Source organism: Bradyrhizobium sp. CIAT3101 (assembly GCF_029714945.1).
GTDB lineage: Bacteria > Pseudomonadota > Alphaproteobacteria > Rhizobiales > Xanthobacteraceae > Bradyrhizobium.
Genome location: NZ_CP121634.1, coordinates 6,824,557 through 6,842,141 on the forward strand (window position 1 = coordinate 6,824,557; position 17,585 = coordinate 6,842,141).

Sequence of the window (17,585 nt, forward strand, 5' to 3'; positions counted from 1 at the left end):
GCGTTCATCTATTCGAAGGAATACCCTGGCGAGGGCTGACGGACGATGGCTGCACTTGAGGCGACAGCAAGGCGCGATTAGGCGGTCCTTGGCGCCGCGCGAGCGCCGTTGAGCGGGCCACTGGCAGCGGAACTCGACCGCGCAAGATTTCTGACGGATTGGCTGGAGCGTCCGAGAAAGATGGACGGAGCGCGGTCAGCGACATATCGTTTGGTTCTGCGCGGCCTTCGACAGCACTTCTGGCAAGCGAACCCAGGGCCCCTGTCAACGCAGGCTCACTCGGCGGCAATATACTCCCAGTGCGCAATGAAGGACCAAGCGTAGCCCAGTAGGGGAATTGAGATAATTTAGGGGCGATCAAAGCGGCTTCGAACGGAGGCGAGGCCAGATCCGAATGAGTCCAATACGGAATTTTTTCCCCCGACAGTCCTGCACCAAGATCTTCTGCAACTCTTCCCTCAGAATGCAACAGCCCAACCTCCTCGGCGTTCGAGAGCCGTGATCGGCGTGAAGTATCCACGTTGGCGATTGTGGCACCCTGCTTCGTAGAAGCATCGTTCTGAGAGGACACGACAGTTGGCCCTAAGAGTTCAGCGGGCGTCGGTGGAGGAGATTGGAATCCGAGCGATTGGCTGACGAAAGACTCTGCTTCGCCGGGCAGAGGCGAGGGAATGTCGTACTCTGGTCTATTGAACGCAGGTGGAGGAATGGCGGACGCCTTAAGTCTCTGCAGAACGCTGCGCGCTTCACCCGCGTGGGGTCCCTCTGGATAGCGCTCCAGGTACGACCAAAAATCCTCCGGCGCACCTGCACGGCACGCCCGCTGCCAGAGGAGCACCTCGCGTCGAACTGCCAAAAGGGTACGAATGCGCTTTGCCGTCGGATCGCGCCAATGATCTGCCAGATAGTCTGCGTAGGAATCGAGTGTATCGCGCAGGATCGCCGCGAAGTAGGCATCCTCCGCGGAAAGACTCGACATCGGTCGCGAGCGCAACCGGTCCAGTTCCTGGGATTCCGATCCCTTTGGCGCCACGCGCTCAAACGTTGCGAGTTGCGATCCGATCCCCGAGCTATGCCACGGCACTTGCTCCCCGCGCGTCATTTCGTTGACGCGTATGCGGACACGCACAAAAGCATCAGCGAGCGTGGAATTCTCATCGCCCATCATCTCGGCAATGGCCCTGGCGTAGGGGCTGTAACCATCGCCGTTCTTGGGATCAGGCGAGACCATGCCTGGTGCCGCATTGAATGCGACAAGAACGTCTGGCCGAGTCTCGTGCCATGCGAATCCGCGGGCTGATGGTTGCCCCGAGAGCAAGAACGGACTTCGACGCGCCGCATCCAGAACGACGAAAGCACCCTTTGCACGAAGCGCCGAAAGGGCGCGGGTCAAGTCAGAAACGCGCACAGCAAGCCGAGGCAAATCTGAAACGTCTTCAACGTCGTTATCGACGTCGACCGGTAGCAGGTAATTCTCTCCCTCAAGTTGCAGCGCATAGCCGCTGAAGTATACGATGGCGAGCGTATCGGGGCCGGCCTCCCTCACCTTCTCTACAAAATCAGAAAAGGCCCCCTTGAGGCTCTTACTGTCCAGATCACTGGTATGCGTTACTCCAAACCCCGCCCTCCGCAACTTGCCGGCAATGAAGCCGGCATCATTGGCTGCGATCTCGAGTTTCTGAGCCCCATACGATGCATTCCCGACAACAAGGGCCAGACGCTCCTCGGACGAAGAAGCGTCTGCCGGAAAGATGAGCGTGAGCAGCACAAGAAGGAAGCAAACTACTCTGATCGTCGATCCCTCCACAAATTGTGCCGATCATGGACCGAAGCTCTATCCCCACTGCGGAGTGGACGGACCAGCCTGATGCGGCATCGTCAAATTCGGTGGCGGTCCACCAAGCTCGGGCGCGGACTTGAGGCTGCCATCAATCGCCGGTGTTGCGAAGGCCGATGCCATGTGTTGGGTCCATAGAGCTAGCCGCTGATCTACCGCAGCCATCCATGTGCGCGAATTCTCGTCCGTTTCATTGGCGGAAGGACTATCGGCAGACTGGTTTGGCAAGGGTGGATCGGCGATGGACGTCCCGCCGCTTCCGTCACTCGACGCAATGAAGTTACCAAGCGAATAGTTGCCGAGCATAGCAAGTTTGGCAGTATGCGTCCCGTCAGTAACCGTCAATGCTCCTGGCGAGCCGTTGCCGGAATAGGTCAAGGACGCGTTAGCGCCACCAGCTATGTCGGTGAGGTCGATAACGTCACCGATCGCAAGCTGGCCGCGGAAAGAGCCTTTGAACGTCGAAGAATCATCGATGACGAGCGTACCCGTCGATCCCGCGAACCTGATGGATCCAGAATAGGCTCCCGTGATCTCGACGCTCGCACCGCTCCCGATCACCAGAGAATTGTTGCCGATCGTGGCTGTCCCTGACAAAATGAGAATACCGTCGCCATTCAAATCCTGGTGGAAGCTGGTTTCCAGCGCTTCAAAGGCCGCGCTGTTGCCCGGCCCAGGCATATAGAAATTGCCGGTGTAGTTGCCGTTCGCGTCCGTGCTCCACACCGAATACTGACCTGTGATCGTATTCTTCCAGGCCACCTCGTAACCGCCCGCGACTGCTTCGACGCCAATCGGCGTATAGCCGCCAAACTGGCCGGCTGTCACCGCTGCCCCCTGATATCTCAGCGTCGGTCCCGTACCGCCGGCAACCGGGTTAAGGAGATAGTTGTCTCCCGATGCGACCAGCGCGGTCGTTCCGATCGCCTCGATCACGGATTGGACGACGCCGATCGTGCCGTCGCCATTCAAATCCTGTTGGAAGCTGGTTTCCAGCATTTTGAAGGCCGTGCTGTTGCCCGGCCCGGGCATATACAAATTACCGGTGTAGTTGCCGTTCGCGTCCGTGCTCCACACCGAATACTGACCTGTGATCGTATTCTTCCAGGCCACCTCGTAACCGCCCGCGACTGCTTCGACGCCAATCGGCGTATAGCCGCCAAACTGGCCGGCTGTCACCGCTGCCCCCTGATATCTCAGCGTCGGTCCCGTACCGCCGGCAACCGGGTTGAGGAGATAGTTGTCTCCCGATGCGACCAGCGCGGTCGTCCCGATCGCCTCGATCACGGATTGGACGATGCCGATCGTGCCGTCGCCATTCAAATCCTGGTGGAAGCTGGTTTCCAGCGTTTCAAAGGCGGTGCTGTTGCCCGACCCCGGCATATAGAAATTCCCGGTGTAGTTGCCGTTCGCGTCCGTGCTCCACACCGAATACTGCCCCGTGGTCGCATTCTTCCAGGCCACCTCGTAGCCGTTCGAGACAGCCTCGACGCCAATCGGCGTGTAGCCGCCGAACTCCCCAGGAGTTACAGCAGCCCCCTGATATTTCAGCATCGGTCCCGTGCCAGCAATTGCACTAGAAGAGTTTCCTCCCGACGCGGCCGGTATGGAGTTCAGATAGTAGTTCTTGCCGATCAGAAGCAAGCTGGTTGATCCCGCCGACTCGAGCGTGATGCCGGAACCGGCAGTGTTGATCTGCAGAGTGCCGGACGGATTGGCTACCGCGCCGGCCAGGTTGGCAATGTTCCCTGCGCTGTCCTTCACCGTCGCCGAGTTCAGGTTGAGGGCCGTCACCGCGAGGTCGGACGTGTTTTGGCCGGCGCCCACCGTATAGCTGAAGGTCAAGGCGTTGGTGCCAGAGCCTCCGGCATAGGTCGCCGTGCCGCCGTTGTTCAAGGCCAGCGTCGGCGTGCCGCCAGCCACCGTCACTGCTTCAGTCAGGTTCACGGTCAGCGTAACCACGTTGCCGGCACCAATAGTGCCGCTCCCCGAAGTGATCCCGGTGCCCGAGGCCGCCACGGACGATACCGTCGGCGCCGAGGTGTCGATCTGCAGCGTGCCGGACGGATTGGCCACGGCGCCGGCGAGGTTGGCAGCGTTGCCGGCGCTGTCCTTCACTGTCGCCGAGTTCATGTTGAGGGCCGTCACCGCGAGGTCGGAGGTGTTTTGGCCGGCGCCCACCGTATAGCTGAAGGTCAAGGCGTTGGTGCCCGAGCCGCCGGCATAGGTCGCTGTACCACCGTCGTTCAACGTCAGCGTCGGCGTGCCGCCCGCCACCGTCACCGCCTCGCTCAGGTTTATCGTCAGCGTCACCACGTCGCCGGCATTCAGAATGCCGTTCCCCGAGGTGATCCCGGTGCCCGAGGCCGCCACGGACGATACCGTCGGCGCCGTGGTATCGATCTGTAGCGTGCCGGACGGATTGGCCACGGCGCCCGCCAAGTTGGCAGCGTTGCCGGCGCTGTCCTTCACTGTCGCCGAGTTCAGGTTGAGGGCCGTCACCGCGAGGTCGGAGGTGTTTTGGCCGGCGCCCACTGTATAGCTGAAGGTCAAGGCGTTGGTGCCCGAGCCTCCGGCATAGGTCGCCGTACCGCCGTTGTTGAGGGCCAGCGTCGGCACGCCGCCCGCCACTGTCACGGCCTCACTCAGGTTCACGGTCAGCGTCACCACGTCGCCGGCATTCAGAATGCCGCTCCCCGAGGTGATCCCGGTGCCCGAGGCCGCCACCGACGATACCGTCGGCGCCGTGGTGTCGATCTGCAGCGTGCCGGACGGATTGGACACTGCGCCGGCCAGGTTGGCTGCGTTGCCTGCGCTATCCTTGACCGTCGCGGCGTTCAGGTTAAAGGCCGTCACAGCGAGGTCGGACGTGTTCTGGCCAGCCGCCACCGTGTAGCTGAAGGTCAGTGCATTGCTGCCCGAGCCGCCGGCATATGTCGCCGTGCCGCCATTGTTCAGCGTCAGCGTCGGCGTGCCGCCCGCCACCGTCACCGCGCCGCTCAGGTTCACGGTCAGCGTCACGACGCTACCCGTGCCGAGCGTGCCGCTGCCCGAGGTGATCCCGGTGCCCGACGCCGCCACGGAAGACACTGTCAGCGTGGTCGTGTCGATCTGCAGCGTGCCTGACGGATTGGACATCGCGCCGCCGAGGGTAGCAATATTGCCTGCGCTGTCCTTGACCGTCGCGGCGTTCAAGTTGAAGGCTGTCACCGCAAGGTCGGACGTGTTCTGGCCGGCCGCAACCGTGTAGCTGAAGGTCAGTGCATTGCTGCCCGAGCCGCCGGCATACGTCGCCGTGCCGCCATTGTTCAGCGTCAGCGTCGGCGTGCCGCCCGCCACCGTCACCGCCTCGCTCAGATTTACCGTCAGCGTCACAACGCTGCCGACGCCGATTGTGCCGCTTCCTAAACTGATTCCCGTACCCGACGCCACAACCGACGATACCGTGGGTGCCGCTGTATCGATCTGCAACGTGCCGGAAGGATTCGACACGGCACCTGCGAGGTTGGCTGAATTGCCCGCACCGTTTTTTACGGTCGCCGAGTTCAGATTGACCGCTGTCACCGCAAGATCGGAGGTGTTCTGGCCGGCCGCCACTGTGTAGCTGAAGGTCAGGGCATTGGTGCCCGACCCGCTGGCATAGGTCGCGGTGCCGCCGTCATTCAACGTCAGCGTCGGCGTACCGCCCGCCACCGTCACCGCCTCGCTCAGGTTCACCGTCAGCGTCACAATGCTGCCGACGCCGATTGTGCCGCTTCCTGAACTAATTCCCGTCCCCGACGCCACAACCGACGATACCGTGGGTGCCGTCGTATCGATCTGCAACGTGCCGGGCGGGTTGGCGACTGCACCGGCTAAATTAGCCGAATTGCCCGCACCGTCCTTTACCGTCGCCGAGTTCAGGTTGACTGCCGTCACCGCGAGGTCCGACGTGTTCTGGCCAGCAGCAACCGTGTAGCTGAAGGTCAGGGCATTGGTGCCTGAGCCGCTGGCATAGGTCGCTGTACCACCGTCATTCAACGTCAGCGTCGGCGTACCGCCCGCCACCGTCACCGCCTCGCTCAGGTTCACCGTCAGCGTCACAATGCTGCCGACGCCGATTGTGCCGCTTCCCGAGATGATTCCCGTACCCGACGCCACAACCGACGACACCGTGGCTGCCGTCGTATCGATCTGCAACGTGCCGGACGGGTTGGTGACTGCAGCGGCTAGATTGGCCGAATTGCCCGCACTGTCCTTCACCGTCGCCGAGTTCAGGCTCACCGCCGTCACCGCGAGGTCGGAAGTATTCTGGCCGGCCGCCACTGTGTAGCTGAAGGTCAGGGCATTGGTGCCCGACCCGCTGGCATAGGTCGCGGTGCCGCCGTCGTTCAACGTCAGCGTCGGCGTACCGCCCGCCACCGTCACCGCTTCGCTCAGGTTCACCGTCAACGTCACGACGCTGCCGGCATTCAGATCTCCGCTACCCGAGGCGATCCCGGTGCCTGAAGCCGCCACCGACAATACCGTCGGAGCCGTCGTATCCGCTGCGGATGCGACAGTGCCGACAGAAATCGAATCCGGCACCGACCCGGCACTGGTACCCGTCGAACTCGTTCCCTGAGCAGAGAAAATATGGACGCCGTTATTTAGAGTGGCTGTCGTGAACGACCACGTGTTGTCACTATTTACAGTAGCCGTGCCGATTTTCGTTGTACCATCGAAGATCGTGATTTTGGTAATCGAGAAACCAGCTTGCACCGATCCGTAGAGAGTAACGACGTTTCCAACCAACGCATTGCCCGTAATGGTCGGAGAAGGGGGTAGATTCGAATCGTTGCCGAACCCGCTTCCATTTTCACTTCCAATTGCGCTGATGTCGCCAAGCGAATTAACGTCGTAGGCCTGAATACTATTCCAAGTATTGTCAGCGAACGTCGGGGATGTGAAAGTCCAGTGTCCAGTGCTGTCGACTGATGTACTGCCCAGCACTGTGCCGTATGGCGTCGAAAAATAGACTGTCGTATTTGCGCCGGCGGTTCCGGTAAACGTAAAGGTCCCATTGCCATTATCCACGGGGTCACCGAATACTGGCGTCTTGACCGGCTGCGTGTCGATAATGACCCCGGGGAACTGAACCTCCGCACCTGTCAAGATCGCCGCATTCCCGCTGCTATCCGTGATAGATGCCCCGTTGGGCAGATTTGCGCCAGTGATCGCAAGCCCCTTAACGCTGTTGTCGTTGGCTCCAACAGTGTAGGTAAAGGTCAGCGAATTGGTGCCAGATCCACTACTATAAACCGCCGTACCCCCATCGTTCAGCTTCAGCGTCGGAGTTCCGGTCACGGATACCGCTGAGCTCATCTTCAGCGTGAACGTGATGGTGCTCCCCGTCACCGTTTCACCGGTCGAAGCAGATGTGACAACCGTGGTAATAATCGGGCCCGTAAACGCAGCGATCGTCGCGTTTGCCGCGGTCGATGCCGCTCCAGTATTCCCGGCACTGTCCGTAGCAGTCGCGGTAAGGGTATGACTGCCCGTCGACAGCGCGCTACTCTCGTAAAACCACGAGCCGCTGGATGAGGTGGTCACCGTGCCGAGTTTGGTCCCGCCATCATAGATAGAGACAAAGCTGTTGGCCTGGGCCGTGCCATTCAGCATCACTTGATTGCCATTCACCGCATTCCCAAGAATGAGCGGTGCACCGGGCTTCGTGGTGATGACTGTGTTTGAATAGTCTACGGTGATGGTCTGGTTGCTGGACCACCCCTCGTAAACTCCTTCCTTCCAGTAGACGCCGCCGCCGTATCCGAGCGCACCGTGATAATCAACGACTTGCTGACCGTTGATCCAGACCTCGAGAAATCCGCTCGAATTGTTCTGGAAGTTCGCTTCGATTTGGACGTCAATAGGTTGTCCGCGAACGATCGGCGTCTGCGAAACCCACAAATATCCATTCAAGGGATCGCCGGGCAGCGTCGCAGCGGTCCACTCTTTCTGGCCGGGAAGTGCATAAAATGCCTGGATGGCGAGATAATCGCCCTCCCCGTATCCATTCGCACCGGTCAGGTGGATTGCTAGCGGTGGGCTTCCGCCGTCAATTGATTGGTATGTTGGGTCATTGTCATCCCCATGAAATTGCCCGAGGATTTGCCACGCCAGATTGTTACTGGTGTCGTTGAAGCCGGGCTGAACTGTGAATTGATAGGACAGATCTATGGTCGACGTTGCGGAATAGACGGTGCCACCGCTGATTTCGCTCCGATGACTATCGTTGTCCGCCCAGAGATCGTTGGGACGCAACTCGAATCGCAGCGTATGGCTGTCGAGCTGCGTGATCGCCCAAGGAGCATTCCCGTTAACGTTGGCATTTTCGACATAGTAAGGCATGCCTCCGACCGAGATCGGGGCCGACCACTGATCGGTCAACGGCGAGAATTTAGTCATCTCTCCCGAGATAGTTTGCACCAGCGCAGAGGACTGCCCACTCGTGGCGCCGGCAACCGTCGAAGTTGCCGTGAAGCTATGTGTTCCGTCCGTCAGCGGTTGGGTCGCGTAAGACCAAACACCGGCGCTGGTGGCCGTCGTGGTGCCCAACACAGTACTGCCGTCGTAAATGGTAATAGTGCTGCCAGGCGTAGCCGTCCCGACCAGCGTAAGCTCGTCCGAGTAGCTTGTGCCAGGATCATTGTCCAAAACGATGTTACTGGGAGATGCCGTCAAGATGACGGGCGGATTATTCTGCGCAACCATTTAGATTAGTCCCCTTGGATGGCCAGCACTGCGACGGATGAGATCAAAATACTGGTTCAAACTAAGGAACACTTATAAAGATCGGGCTTTTGGGAACCGTAGAGTTTTACGAAACCATCGCGCCATTTAATTTGATTATTCGGCGAAGATTGAATTACTAATTGGCTCAATCGAACACTACCCGACCCGACGCGTGCGATCTGATAACCGCCGCCTACTATTGCCCCCGAATAGATCGGATCCACCAATGTCGTCCCCTTATTAAATCGAAGACTCCGATGCCGCGGCTGCATGCCCGCGGCACCTTATCTTGCCCCCAAACGCAACAAAATATGGTTAATTGCCTATTGAGGCGGCGCTGGGAACCCAAATTGTTCAAAATGTGAAACCTTTGGCCCTTTTTACCGGATATCCGCACCCGGTTACCTACAATTATCTTTGTGGTATCAAATAACCCTACACCCAACGCTGCCCGGTCCGGATTAGGTGCGGGAATGAGTACATCGGGAATCAATCATCCAGTTGCTGGTGATACGGAAGCGCGCCCCCACGGAATTCGGCCGGCCGCGACGCCTCAAGGACTTCGGTTCACTAACTATGGGCCCCATTTTAGAGCTCTTAACCTGGAGTTCCCTACGCAACCTGATTTGCGCGTTTACATAACCTTTCGAGTGGACTCGCCTCGCCAACCGACCCGGCCTAGAGTTGGAGACTACTATTTCAAATCGTTTTCATTGCGTTCTTTTGAAGGTTGCCCGAAATGCTGACGACCGTTCCGCATCCAACCGAAGCCGTTTCCGACGTCCTACGCAGGCCTTTGGTGGTCGACCTCGACGGCACCTTGATAAGAACAGATCTTCTAGTTGAAACCGGCTTTTCCGAGCTTGGAAGAAATCCCTGGTCTCTTCTAGGCCTCTGCACCGCTCTGTCGCAGGGCAAAGCTGCGCTGAAGCACCGGCTCGCCCAGTCTGCCGCGCTCGACCCCGCGACCCTCCCCTACGAGCAGGCAGTGCTGGCACGCATCGAAAGCGCAAGAGATGAGGGGCGTCCAGTTTACCTCGCATCCGCAAGCAACGAGCGCTTAGTAAAAGCAGTCGCGGACCACCTCGGAATCTTCTCAGGTTGGTTCGCGTCGAACCAAACCGAAAATCTGGCCTCAGATACGAAAGCAGCGCGCCTCGTAGCCGAATTTGGCGAAGGTGGCTACGATTACATCGGAAACGACAGAGCAGATCTTCCTGTTTGGGCTAAGGCCGCCCGAGCCATCTCGATCCGAACTCCAGCAGCAGTCAGACGAGCTCTCGACCAACAAGGGGCGGAGCCAGAGCATTTATCGTCTCAACAACCGACTTGGAGAACCTGGGCAAAGTTGCTGCGCGTTCACCAGTACGCCAAGAACACACTAATTTTTGTTCCGCTCCTGCTCGCACATAGATTCTCGCTCGCGAGTATCACAGAAGCGGTTCTTGCCTTTATGGCATTTTCACTATGTGCCTCGAGTGTGTATGTCGTAAACGATCTTGCTGATTTGCAGGCGGACCGGCGACATCCGACTAAAAGAAATCGCCCTCTCGCGAGTGGAGCTATTCCGCCTTCGCAAGGCATCCTTGCCGTCCCCGTTTTATTCGCATCATCCATGCTGGTTGGAGCGCTCGTTTCGCTGGAGTTCCTCGGCGTCCTTCTCGGCTACTTTGCTCTGACCACGGCATACTCGTTTATCCTCAAGCGAAAGATGCTTGTCGATGTCATTGCGTTAGCAATGCTTTATGTTGTCCGCCTCGTCGCCGGTGCAGCCGCCGTCGACGTCATGTTCTCCGAATGGCTCCTCGCATTCTCAATGTTCTTCTTCACCTCACTTGCGCTGATCAAACGCTACGTCGAACTCGCCGTGAGGACGGACTCGGGTCTACCAGAGCCGGAGAACCGTAACTATAAGCTCGCTGATCTCGACGTCGTCGCGGGGCTCGCTGCAGCCGCCGGCTTTAACGCTATCACCGTCTTCGCGCTTTATATCTCGTCCGACGCTGTCCACTCGCTATATCGACACCCTCAATTCCTTTGGCTCATTTGCCCAGTGCTGCTCTATTGGATAAGCCGAGCCTTGATGATGGCCCACCGCAGACACATGGAGGACGACCCGATTGCATTTGCACTACGTGACAAAAACAGCCTCGTGGCCGGCTTGGTGGTCGGCGTACTTATTCTGTGCGCCATGTGACAGTAATCAACGATGACTGTCGCTACACGTTATCTTCTGTTTGCGATGCTATCGATTGTCGCCAATCTTGCGGTGCAAAAGCTTGTCATCGAGGTATCGACGTCCCAAGCGGCCCTTATGGTCTCGATGATCTCAGGAACTGCCGCAGGGTTCGTGATCAAATACGTTCTCGATAAGCGGTGGATATTCAACGACCGATACGCAGCATCCACAGCAGAGTTAAAGAAGATAGTCCTTTACGGCACATCCGGCGTGGCCACTACCGCCCTATTTTGGGCGACCGAACTATCCTTTTTCCATATTTGGCAATCAGACCTCGCAAAGTATGGCGGTGCCGGGCTGGGTCTAGCCGTCGGCTATGCTTCAAAATACGCGCTGGACAAATCCTTCGTGTTTCGAAAAGTCGCCTAATGCAAATCGCCGGCCTTTCCGCGCACTGTCAACTGCGCTTGCGGTCTCTCACTCAACAGGCCGTAGGCGGCCAAGACCGCGAGCAACGGCTCAACACCAGATCGAAGATTCCACCTGACGAGCCCCGCCGCAAACGCGGAAAGGAGCGTCGTTGCGATGACTATAATCATGATCCACATCCACATAGGCGTACGCCGTCCCGCTTGGGAGATCATCACGCCGGCCCTGCCAACTCCGAAAAGCACGACCGCGTGGATGACTGTCCAGACAGCGAACAGAGCTACCAGCGTTCCGTTTCGCCTTAGCAATTCGGCAATAACACCTGCGATTCCGAATTGATCCCTCGTTTTCAGCCAGGAAAAGCCATCCGGCGTCTCCCCCAAACCGAGGTAGTTGCCAAAGAGATGATTGGCGCCGGGATTTAAGATCAGATTGAACGCGTCAGTATAAAATGTATTTAGAAGTGATCGCGGGTGATCTGCAGCCAGTTGAAGAAACGGCAGCAACCCAAGACGACCAGTACTATCTAGCGGCAAAGACAGAATGCGATCAGCGCGAAGCGCCAGATTTGTTTGAAGATCCGCATTGGACGGACCCAAGCCGAAGTCTCCCACCAGTAAAAATCTCAACGTCATCCACGAAATAGGAAAAATGGCGTAGGAAAGCAGGGCCGCCAGCGGCGCCGTCCTGCGTGCGCTCGGAATGCAAGTTGCGAGTAATGTCGCCAATGACAACGGAATGAGAAGCCCTTGCGGGCGGATGAACGATGCCAACCCAAGGCAAGCGAATCCAATAAATAAGCGCGCTTGCGACAATACCTCACGCGACGGACCAACAGACAGACAGACGCAGATCGTACCGGCGACAAGGAACGCGACGAACCAAGTCTCTGTCACCAGCAAATGCGGGTTCAACAAGCTTCCAGGCATCAAGATGATCATCATGGCTGCCACTGTCGCGATTTTTGCGCTAGCGGACACACGCACAACAAACAGATAGATCAGCATGATGGTCACCAATTCCAGACCGATCTGGCAGAGGATGACAAGCTTCCGTCCCCCAATCGCGTACAAAGCCCAGTGCTGAAGAAAATCGCCCGGAACACCCGAGTTGAGGACTATGCTAGAAACTTCCGACGGTCTGGCCGCGAGAAGCTGATTAACATGATCGAGGCGTTCGCTTGCTCGATCTCCTCGAATGAAAGCGGTGGGATCGCCAATGTCGAACAGGAACAGGCAGAGGTGAATGCCGATAAATGTCAGGCACAGCAGTACGCCGCACCGCATAACCGCGATGTCCCCTCGCTGCTCGTGTGGCTGCGAATATAGTAATCCCCCCGACTGAGTCATTGGACAAGCTCCCGCGTCAACTAGATCGCCGCTGAACAACCTTCTCGAACTGGTCCCCAATGGCGATCGGCGACCGAACGAAGCCAGCTGACACAGCGCCTCTCAGGCCCGTTTTTGAATGAGGACAATGATATCTGTCTTGGGCCAAGCCAAAGATTGATAAGCCGACAGCCCTTTGAACATCCACCGATTCTCGAAGTGATAGCGAGGAGCAGAATTTATACCGTAGGAGCAATCGAGCCATTGGGCGTCCGAGAAGTGCTTTCTCAGTGCGCTAAATGAATTCAGCTTGTATGCAGTTGGAAATTTATCTTGCGCTTCGAAGCCCGGTTTAATCCATTTCAGAAGGCCGCGCTGGAGACCTTCCGGGAGCATACCAGCCACGATCCCGACATAACTCCATCGATGTGGTGTACGAGCGCAGATCCAACCACCGGGCTTGAGGACTCTGAAGAACTCTGCAGCCAAGCGCGATGGATCTTGAATGTGCTCGAAGACCCAATGTGCGATGATCAAATCAACGGACTCGTCCGCCAAGGGTAGCGGTTGATCGACCTTGATGACATGCTTTTCGTCAAGGAAAGGATGCTCGAGAACCCCTTCATCGGCGTCGACGCCTATGACCTTGCGGACCTTGCCCTGAAATTTAGCAAGATGCTCTCTCAGTTCCCACTTCCCGCTCAGAAAAATCGCACCACGACCTGCGCCAAAATCAAGCACGGTCATATCAGGTTGCAACAGCGCGTTGGCTCGAACAAGGAAGTCAACCTCACCATCGTCCCTCACGATTCCGCCCGCAACTACCTCGGGGCGAACGCGTGCCATAATTGGTGTCTTGCGGCGAGCGTGCGCCGGCTCGTTTGGTGTCTCGTCTGCGGAACGTTCCGTCACTATACTCATGACAATCTACCTCCGAGCAACGCCGATCGAACATCGCGACCACTCGCGAGCGCTCTGCAAGAGGCACTCGATCTTCCAGAGCGTGGCAGGACTTCCATTTATCACGAACTCCCTCGACTAGATCGCGGCTGACCAAAGCTCGGACGGATGAAGCCACCCACCCGTCCCGACAGAAATCGATCTACCGTTTTTGGGAAGACAATCGCGATTGCTGGACGATCAGTCCAACAGCCATTGAAGTGAGGACTGTGCTTAGACATTTCGTCATAAAATTGCTTTCGGTGATATTGAGAATAAGAGTAACGGACCAAATTGCGAACGGAAAGATATTGACTGATGCCTGCCCGCGCGGGTTCGCGATCACCAACCGCATGCCGCTCCACAAAATTGCAGCAAACGTTCCATAAATTACAGGAGAAAATACGTAGCCGAACTCAAGAAACTTATCGATCCAACCGTTGTCAACGCTCCATTCCGACATGTCCGCGGCGATTTTCGCTCCGAATCCCCCGCCGAACAGACTGTATCCCGAAGCATAGAAATTTTGCAGAATGATCGGCCAGAAATCGGCCCGGCCGCTGAGGTCCGTCGACTTTCCAAGAATCCCGATGATCACATAATTGAGGATACCTAGTTTGAAAGCGAGACCGATACCTGCGATGCCGATGGCAAACTTAACGAACATCGGCTGGCGGAGCGGAAACGGTAGGCGGGCGACAAAGTATGCCATGGACAGGAACGCGGGCACAATCACCGTAGCCACAATCCCCGTGGCGGATTGCGTACCGATTAGGCAGACGAGGCTGCAAATCAAAAAGAAAGCCCATAGCGGCGCTGGAAATATCGATGTGCGATAGAAAAGCAGAAGCCCGAGCGTTACTCCCGAAAAGTAGCCCAGACCTTGTTTGTGACTGAACACTCCGCGCCACAATCCCGCGTGAACGGTCTGGTATGGGTCAGTCAGTTGATGAATGGCCGTCTCGGGAAACAATATGACCCACAGGATACTCAATAAGCATCCCACCGCCATGGTCCGGACGACAAACCTGACGGATTGAAATCCGGGCAGCAACCCAACGATGACCAAGCCCAGCAGGGCAGTTGTCATATAAGTATTGGCCGCCTGGATCGTGGCAAAGCGGTTATAGGACCACGCTGCAGTGACGAAAGCGGTTATAATTGGCAACCAGATTTGCCACGATTGGGAGACTAGCCCTCTGGTGGGCGGCGACGCGAGGATGGCCGCGAATACGAACATTTCGGAGCCAACCGTGATCATTTGAAGTACCGGCGAGCCGACCCAGCGGCCGGTCGCATCCATCGCCAATTGAATAGTAAATGCCGGAAAGGAGAAGATGAGAAAAATACCAAGCAACAGCCGCACCGGAAATGGCGACGCTTGTGTAACGGCGCGCATTGCATTGAGCGGCTTGCTAGAGTTCGGTGACGAGGATCTTCGACCAACAACAGCGCCCATCGGGCGCGTCAGCAATTCAGGCATTTTGACCTTCCGAAATTTACTCGGTCTCGACCGCCAAAACTACTAGTGTTGGCCTAGCGCGCGCCGCGCACTACAGGAGCGACACTCTGCAGCTTTAAGCCGCGCCAAACGCAAAAGCAACAATCGGCAATATTATTGTTATATTTCAGCATCTTAACTTTAATATAAATATCCAACGTCGGATTATTTTTGACCTGGGTTCCGCATGGAAGAAGCGAAGCAGGCGTGCTAGATTTAAATCTATATCAGTTCACGTGGCAATTAAATTGGATTTATTCATGCTTCATGTAAGCAAGAATCATCAAGTTTCTCCATTCGATACAGAATCCTCAGATTTCCATTCAAGCTCAGGTTCGTCAGCTCAGTACATCCAAATGGTACTCGGGTTTCTTCGCCGTCAGGCGTGGGTGCTCGGGCTTGCTGGCTTGCTGGCCGTAATCACCACGGGCCTCTACCTGCTCGTTGCGCCTCCGTCCTACAAGGCCACCGCTACAGTGGGCATCGACACGACCAAGTTCCAGCTGTTTCAGCCCGCTGGCGAACTGATCATCGACACATCGTCGGCCGTTGAAAGCCAGCTTGAGATACTGAAGTCTGAGAAGCTAGCGCTTGAAGTCATCAAGAAGCTGCACCTGGCAGACGACGTTCCATCGCCGCAGGGCGGCCTGTTTGGATCGTCAAGACAGCCGACTGAGTTTGAATACACCAGGCAGCTCGTCGCTGTTCTTCAGAAGCATCTCACAGTGAAACGCCTCGGAATCGCGTGGATTATCGAGATCAGTTATGAAAGCCGTGACCCCGAACAGGCCGCTCGATTCGCTAACGCGTTTGCAGATGCCTATATTACTGATCAGCTGGATTCGAAGTATCAGGCGACCCGGCAGGCGAGCACTTGGTTGGAAGGCCGAGTCAAGGAAACACGCGAGCAGACCTTGACCGCCCAACGGGCCGTTGTGGAATTCAAGGCCAAGAATAATATTGTAGACACCGGCGGGCGGCTGATGAGCGAGCAGCAGCTCACCGAACTAAATAGCCAGTTGCTGACAGCTCGAGGACAGACGTCAGAAGCTAAGGCGCGGCTCGAGCGTGTGAACGCTGTCGTGCAATCGGCACTGTCTGCAGACAATTCCAATGCTCTGGTAACCGACGTTCCTATCAACGAGACTATCGCCAAATTGCGGGCCCAGCTCATCGACCTCACCACCAAAGAGAGGGAGTGGTCGGCCAAATTCGGAAGCGACCATCTCGCGGTCATCAATTTGCACAATCAGGCGAGGCAGGTTCGCTCAGGCATGGTCGACGAGCTCCGTCGGGTCGGCGAAGCGTTCAAGAGCGATTACGATCTTGCGCTCCGCAAGGAAAAGGGTCTTGAGACAGAAGTCGCTCAGGCGGTATCCCAGTCGGAGTCGTCGAGCCGGAACCAAGTCAAGTTGCGCGAACTTGAGAGTGTGGCGACAAGCACGAAGGAGCTCTACGACAATCTGAACAAGCGGTATCTCGAATCCGTCGAACAAAAGTCCTTCCCGGTTACAGAAGCCCGGGTCATCACTCGCGCAGCGCCCGCGCTCGAGCGCGAATTTAAAACGCCCCTCAAGATCGCTGTCGCAGTTCTCGGCGTAGGGATATCTCTGGGATTTGCAATAGCGTTTGTTCGCGAGTTTACCGACAACGTGTTTCGCAGTGTTGGCCAAATCGAGCGGAAGCTTCACAAGGATTGCATCACACCGGTGCCGCTGTGGAAAGAAGAGATCGACAGCAATCCAGCGCGCCCTCTCCCAACGGTAGCAGGAGAAAGACGCCTCGTTCGGTCGAAGGGACCAGCTTGGGCCAGCATCGAGTCTCCGCTTTCGAGCCACGCTGAAGCCATGCGTTCTATAAAGTTGTCGATTGATCTGAATTGCCCAGGCAAGGGTGCCAAGGTGATCGGTATGACATCCTCGCTTCCCAGAGAGGGCAAATCGACTGTCGCGGCCTCTCTTGCGCTAACCATAGCTGCCGCCGGAGCCAAAGTGATGCTCCTCGATTTCGATCTCCGAAATCCAGCGCTGACTCGCACGTTGGCCTCCCAAGCGAACGTCGGCTTTCTCGACGTTATCTCGGGAAGAACGCCGCTTACGGAAGCAATTTGGTCCGACCACACCAAGTACCTGTCGTTCCTGCCTACGATCACCAATGGTCTTTTCGTCCAAAGCAACGAGATCATGGGTGCGCAGCTCACAAAGACATTTATCGACAAGCTCCGGGAAGAGTATGCCTACATCATCGTAGACTTGCCGCCCCTTGCACCTGTAATTGATGCAAAGGCAACAACCCACCTGATCGATGCATATCTGTTCGTTGTCGAATGGGGTGCCACGAAGGTTGACGTTGTCGAACACGCGCTTGGCAGAGCGCCCGGAATTTCCGAGAATACACTCGGGGTTATCCTGAACAAAGTCGACATGGATAAGCTGCATAAGTACGACGGTGAGACCCGGACCTACTATGTCAACAAGCACTACTCGCAGTACGGATACACGCACTAGAGTTTCGCACGGGCCCTCAGCCTTCCCAACGCCGCTCATCTCAATTGGGTGCAGCGTTGGATGGCGAAGTCTGCGTCTGATTGATAAGATTCCGTGGTGATTGGGTAGAGAA

8 protein-coding genes are annotated in these 17,585 nt (G+C 57.0%); 3 read left to right on the forward strand and 5 right to left on the reverse strand.

The window, feature by feature from the left end:
• Nucleotides 1–4: 4 nt before the first annotated feature.
• Both QA645_RS32025 and QA645_RS32030 read right to left on the reverse strand, forming a co-directional pair.
• Nucleotides 5–1,768 (reverse strand): caspase family protein, encoded by a 1,764-nt coding sequence (locus tag QA645_RS32025; RefSeq protein WP_283045265.1) that lies wholly within the window; start codon nucleotides 1,766–1,768, stop codon nucleotides 5–7.
• 66 nt (nucleotides 1,769–1,834) lie between these two features.
• Nucleotides 1,835–8,569: a heparin lyase I family protein gene (locus QA645_RS32030; RefSeq protein ID WP_283045266.1), complete on the reverse strand. Its 6,735-nt coding sequence runs from the start codon at nucleotides 8,567–8,569 to the stop codon at nucleotides 1,835–1,837.
• A 760-nt stretch (nucleotides 8,570–9,329) separates the two neighbouring features.
• Here QA645_RS32030 and QA645_RS32035 point away from each other — a divergent pair.
• Complete coding sequence (locus QA645_RS32035) at nucleotides 9,330–10,787, forward strand: UbiA family prenyltransferase (protein ID WP_283045267.1); 1,458 nt, start codon at nucleotides 9,330–9,332, stop codon at nucleotides 10,785–10,787.
• A 12-nt stretch (nucleotides 10,788–10,799) separates the two neighbouring features.
• The gene (locus QA645_RS32040) at nucleotides 10,800–11,198 is read left to right on the forward strand and encodes a GtrA family protein (protein ID WP_283045268.1); all 399 of its coding nucleotides are present in this window, start codon (nucleotides 10,800–10,802) and stop codon (nucleotides 11,196–11,198) included.
• On the opposite strand, the gene QA645_RS32045 is transcribed toward QA645_RS32040, so the two are convergent.
• From QA645_RS32045 to QA645_RS32055, 3 genes are all read right to left on the reverse strand, one after another.
• Nucleotides 11,195–12,484, reverse strand: coding sequence for a hypothetical protein (locus QA645_RS32045; protein ID WP_283045269.1), 1,290 nt, complete (start codon nucleotides 12,482–12,484; stop codon nucleotides 11,195–11,197). The genes QA645_RS32040 and QA645_RS32045 overlap by 4 nt on opposite strands.
• Before the next feature lie 165 nt (nucleotides 12,485–12,649).
• Nucleotides 12,650–13,447 (reverse strand): methyltransferase domain-containing protein, encoded by a 798-nt coding sequence (locus QA645_RS32050; RefSeq protein ID WP_283045270.1) that lies wholly within the window; start codon nucleotides 13,445–13,447, stop codon nucleotides 12,650–12,652.
• A 181-nt stretch (nucleotides 13,448–13,628) separates the two neighbouring features.
• Nucleotides 13,629–14,948, reverse strand: coding sequence for a hypothetical protein (locus tag QA645_RS32055; protein ID WP_283045271.1), 1,320 nt, complete (start codon nucleotides 14,946–14,948; stop codon nucleotides 13,629–13,631).
• Between the two features lie 278 nt (nucleotides 14,949–15,226).
• Between QA645_RS32055 and QA645_RS32060 the strand changes: the two genes are divergently transcribed.
• Complete coding sequence (locus QA645_RS32060) at nucleotides 15,227–17,473, forward strand: polysaccharide biosynthesis tyrosine autokinase (RefSeq protein WP_283045272.1); 2,247 nt, start codon at nucleotides 15,227–15,229, stop codon at nucleotides 17,471–17,473.
• Nucleotides 17,474–17,585: the final 112 nt, after the last annotated feature.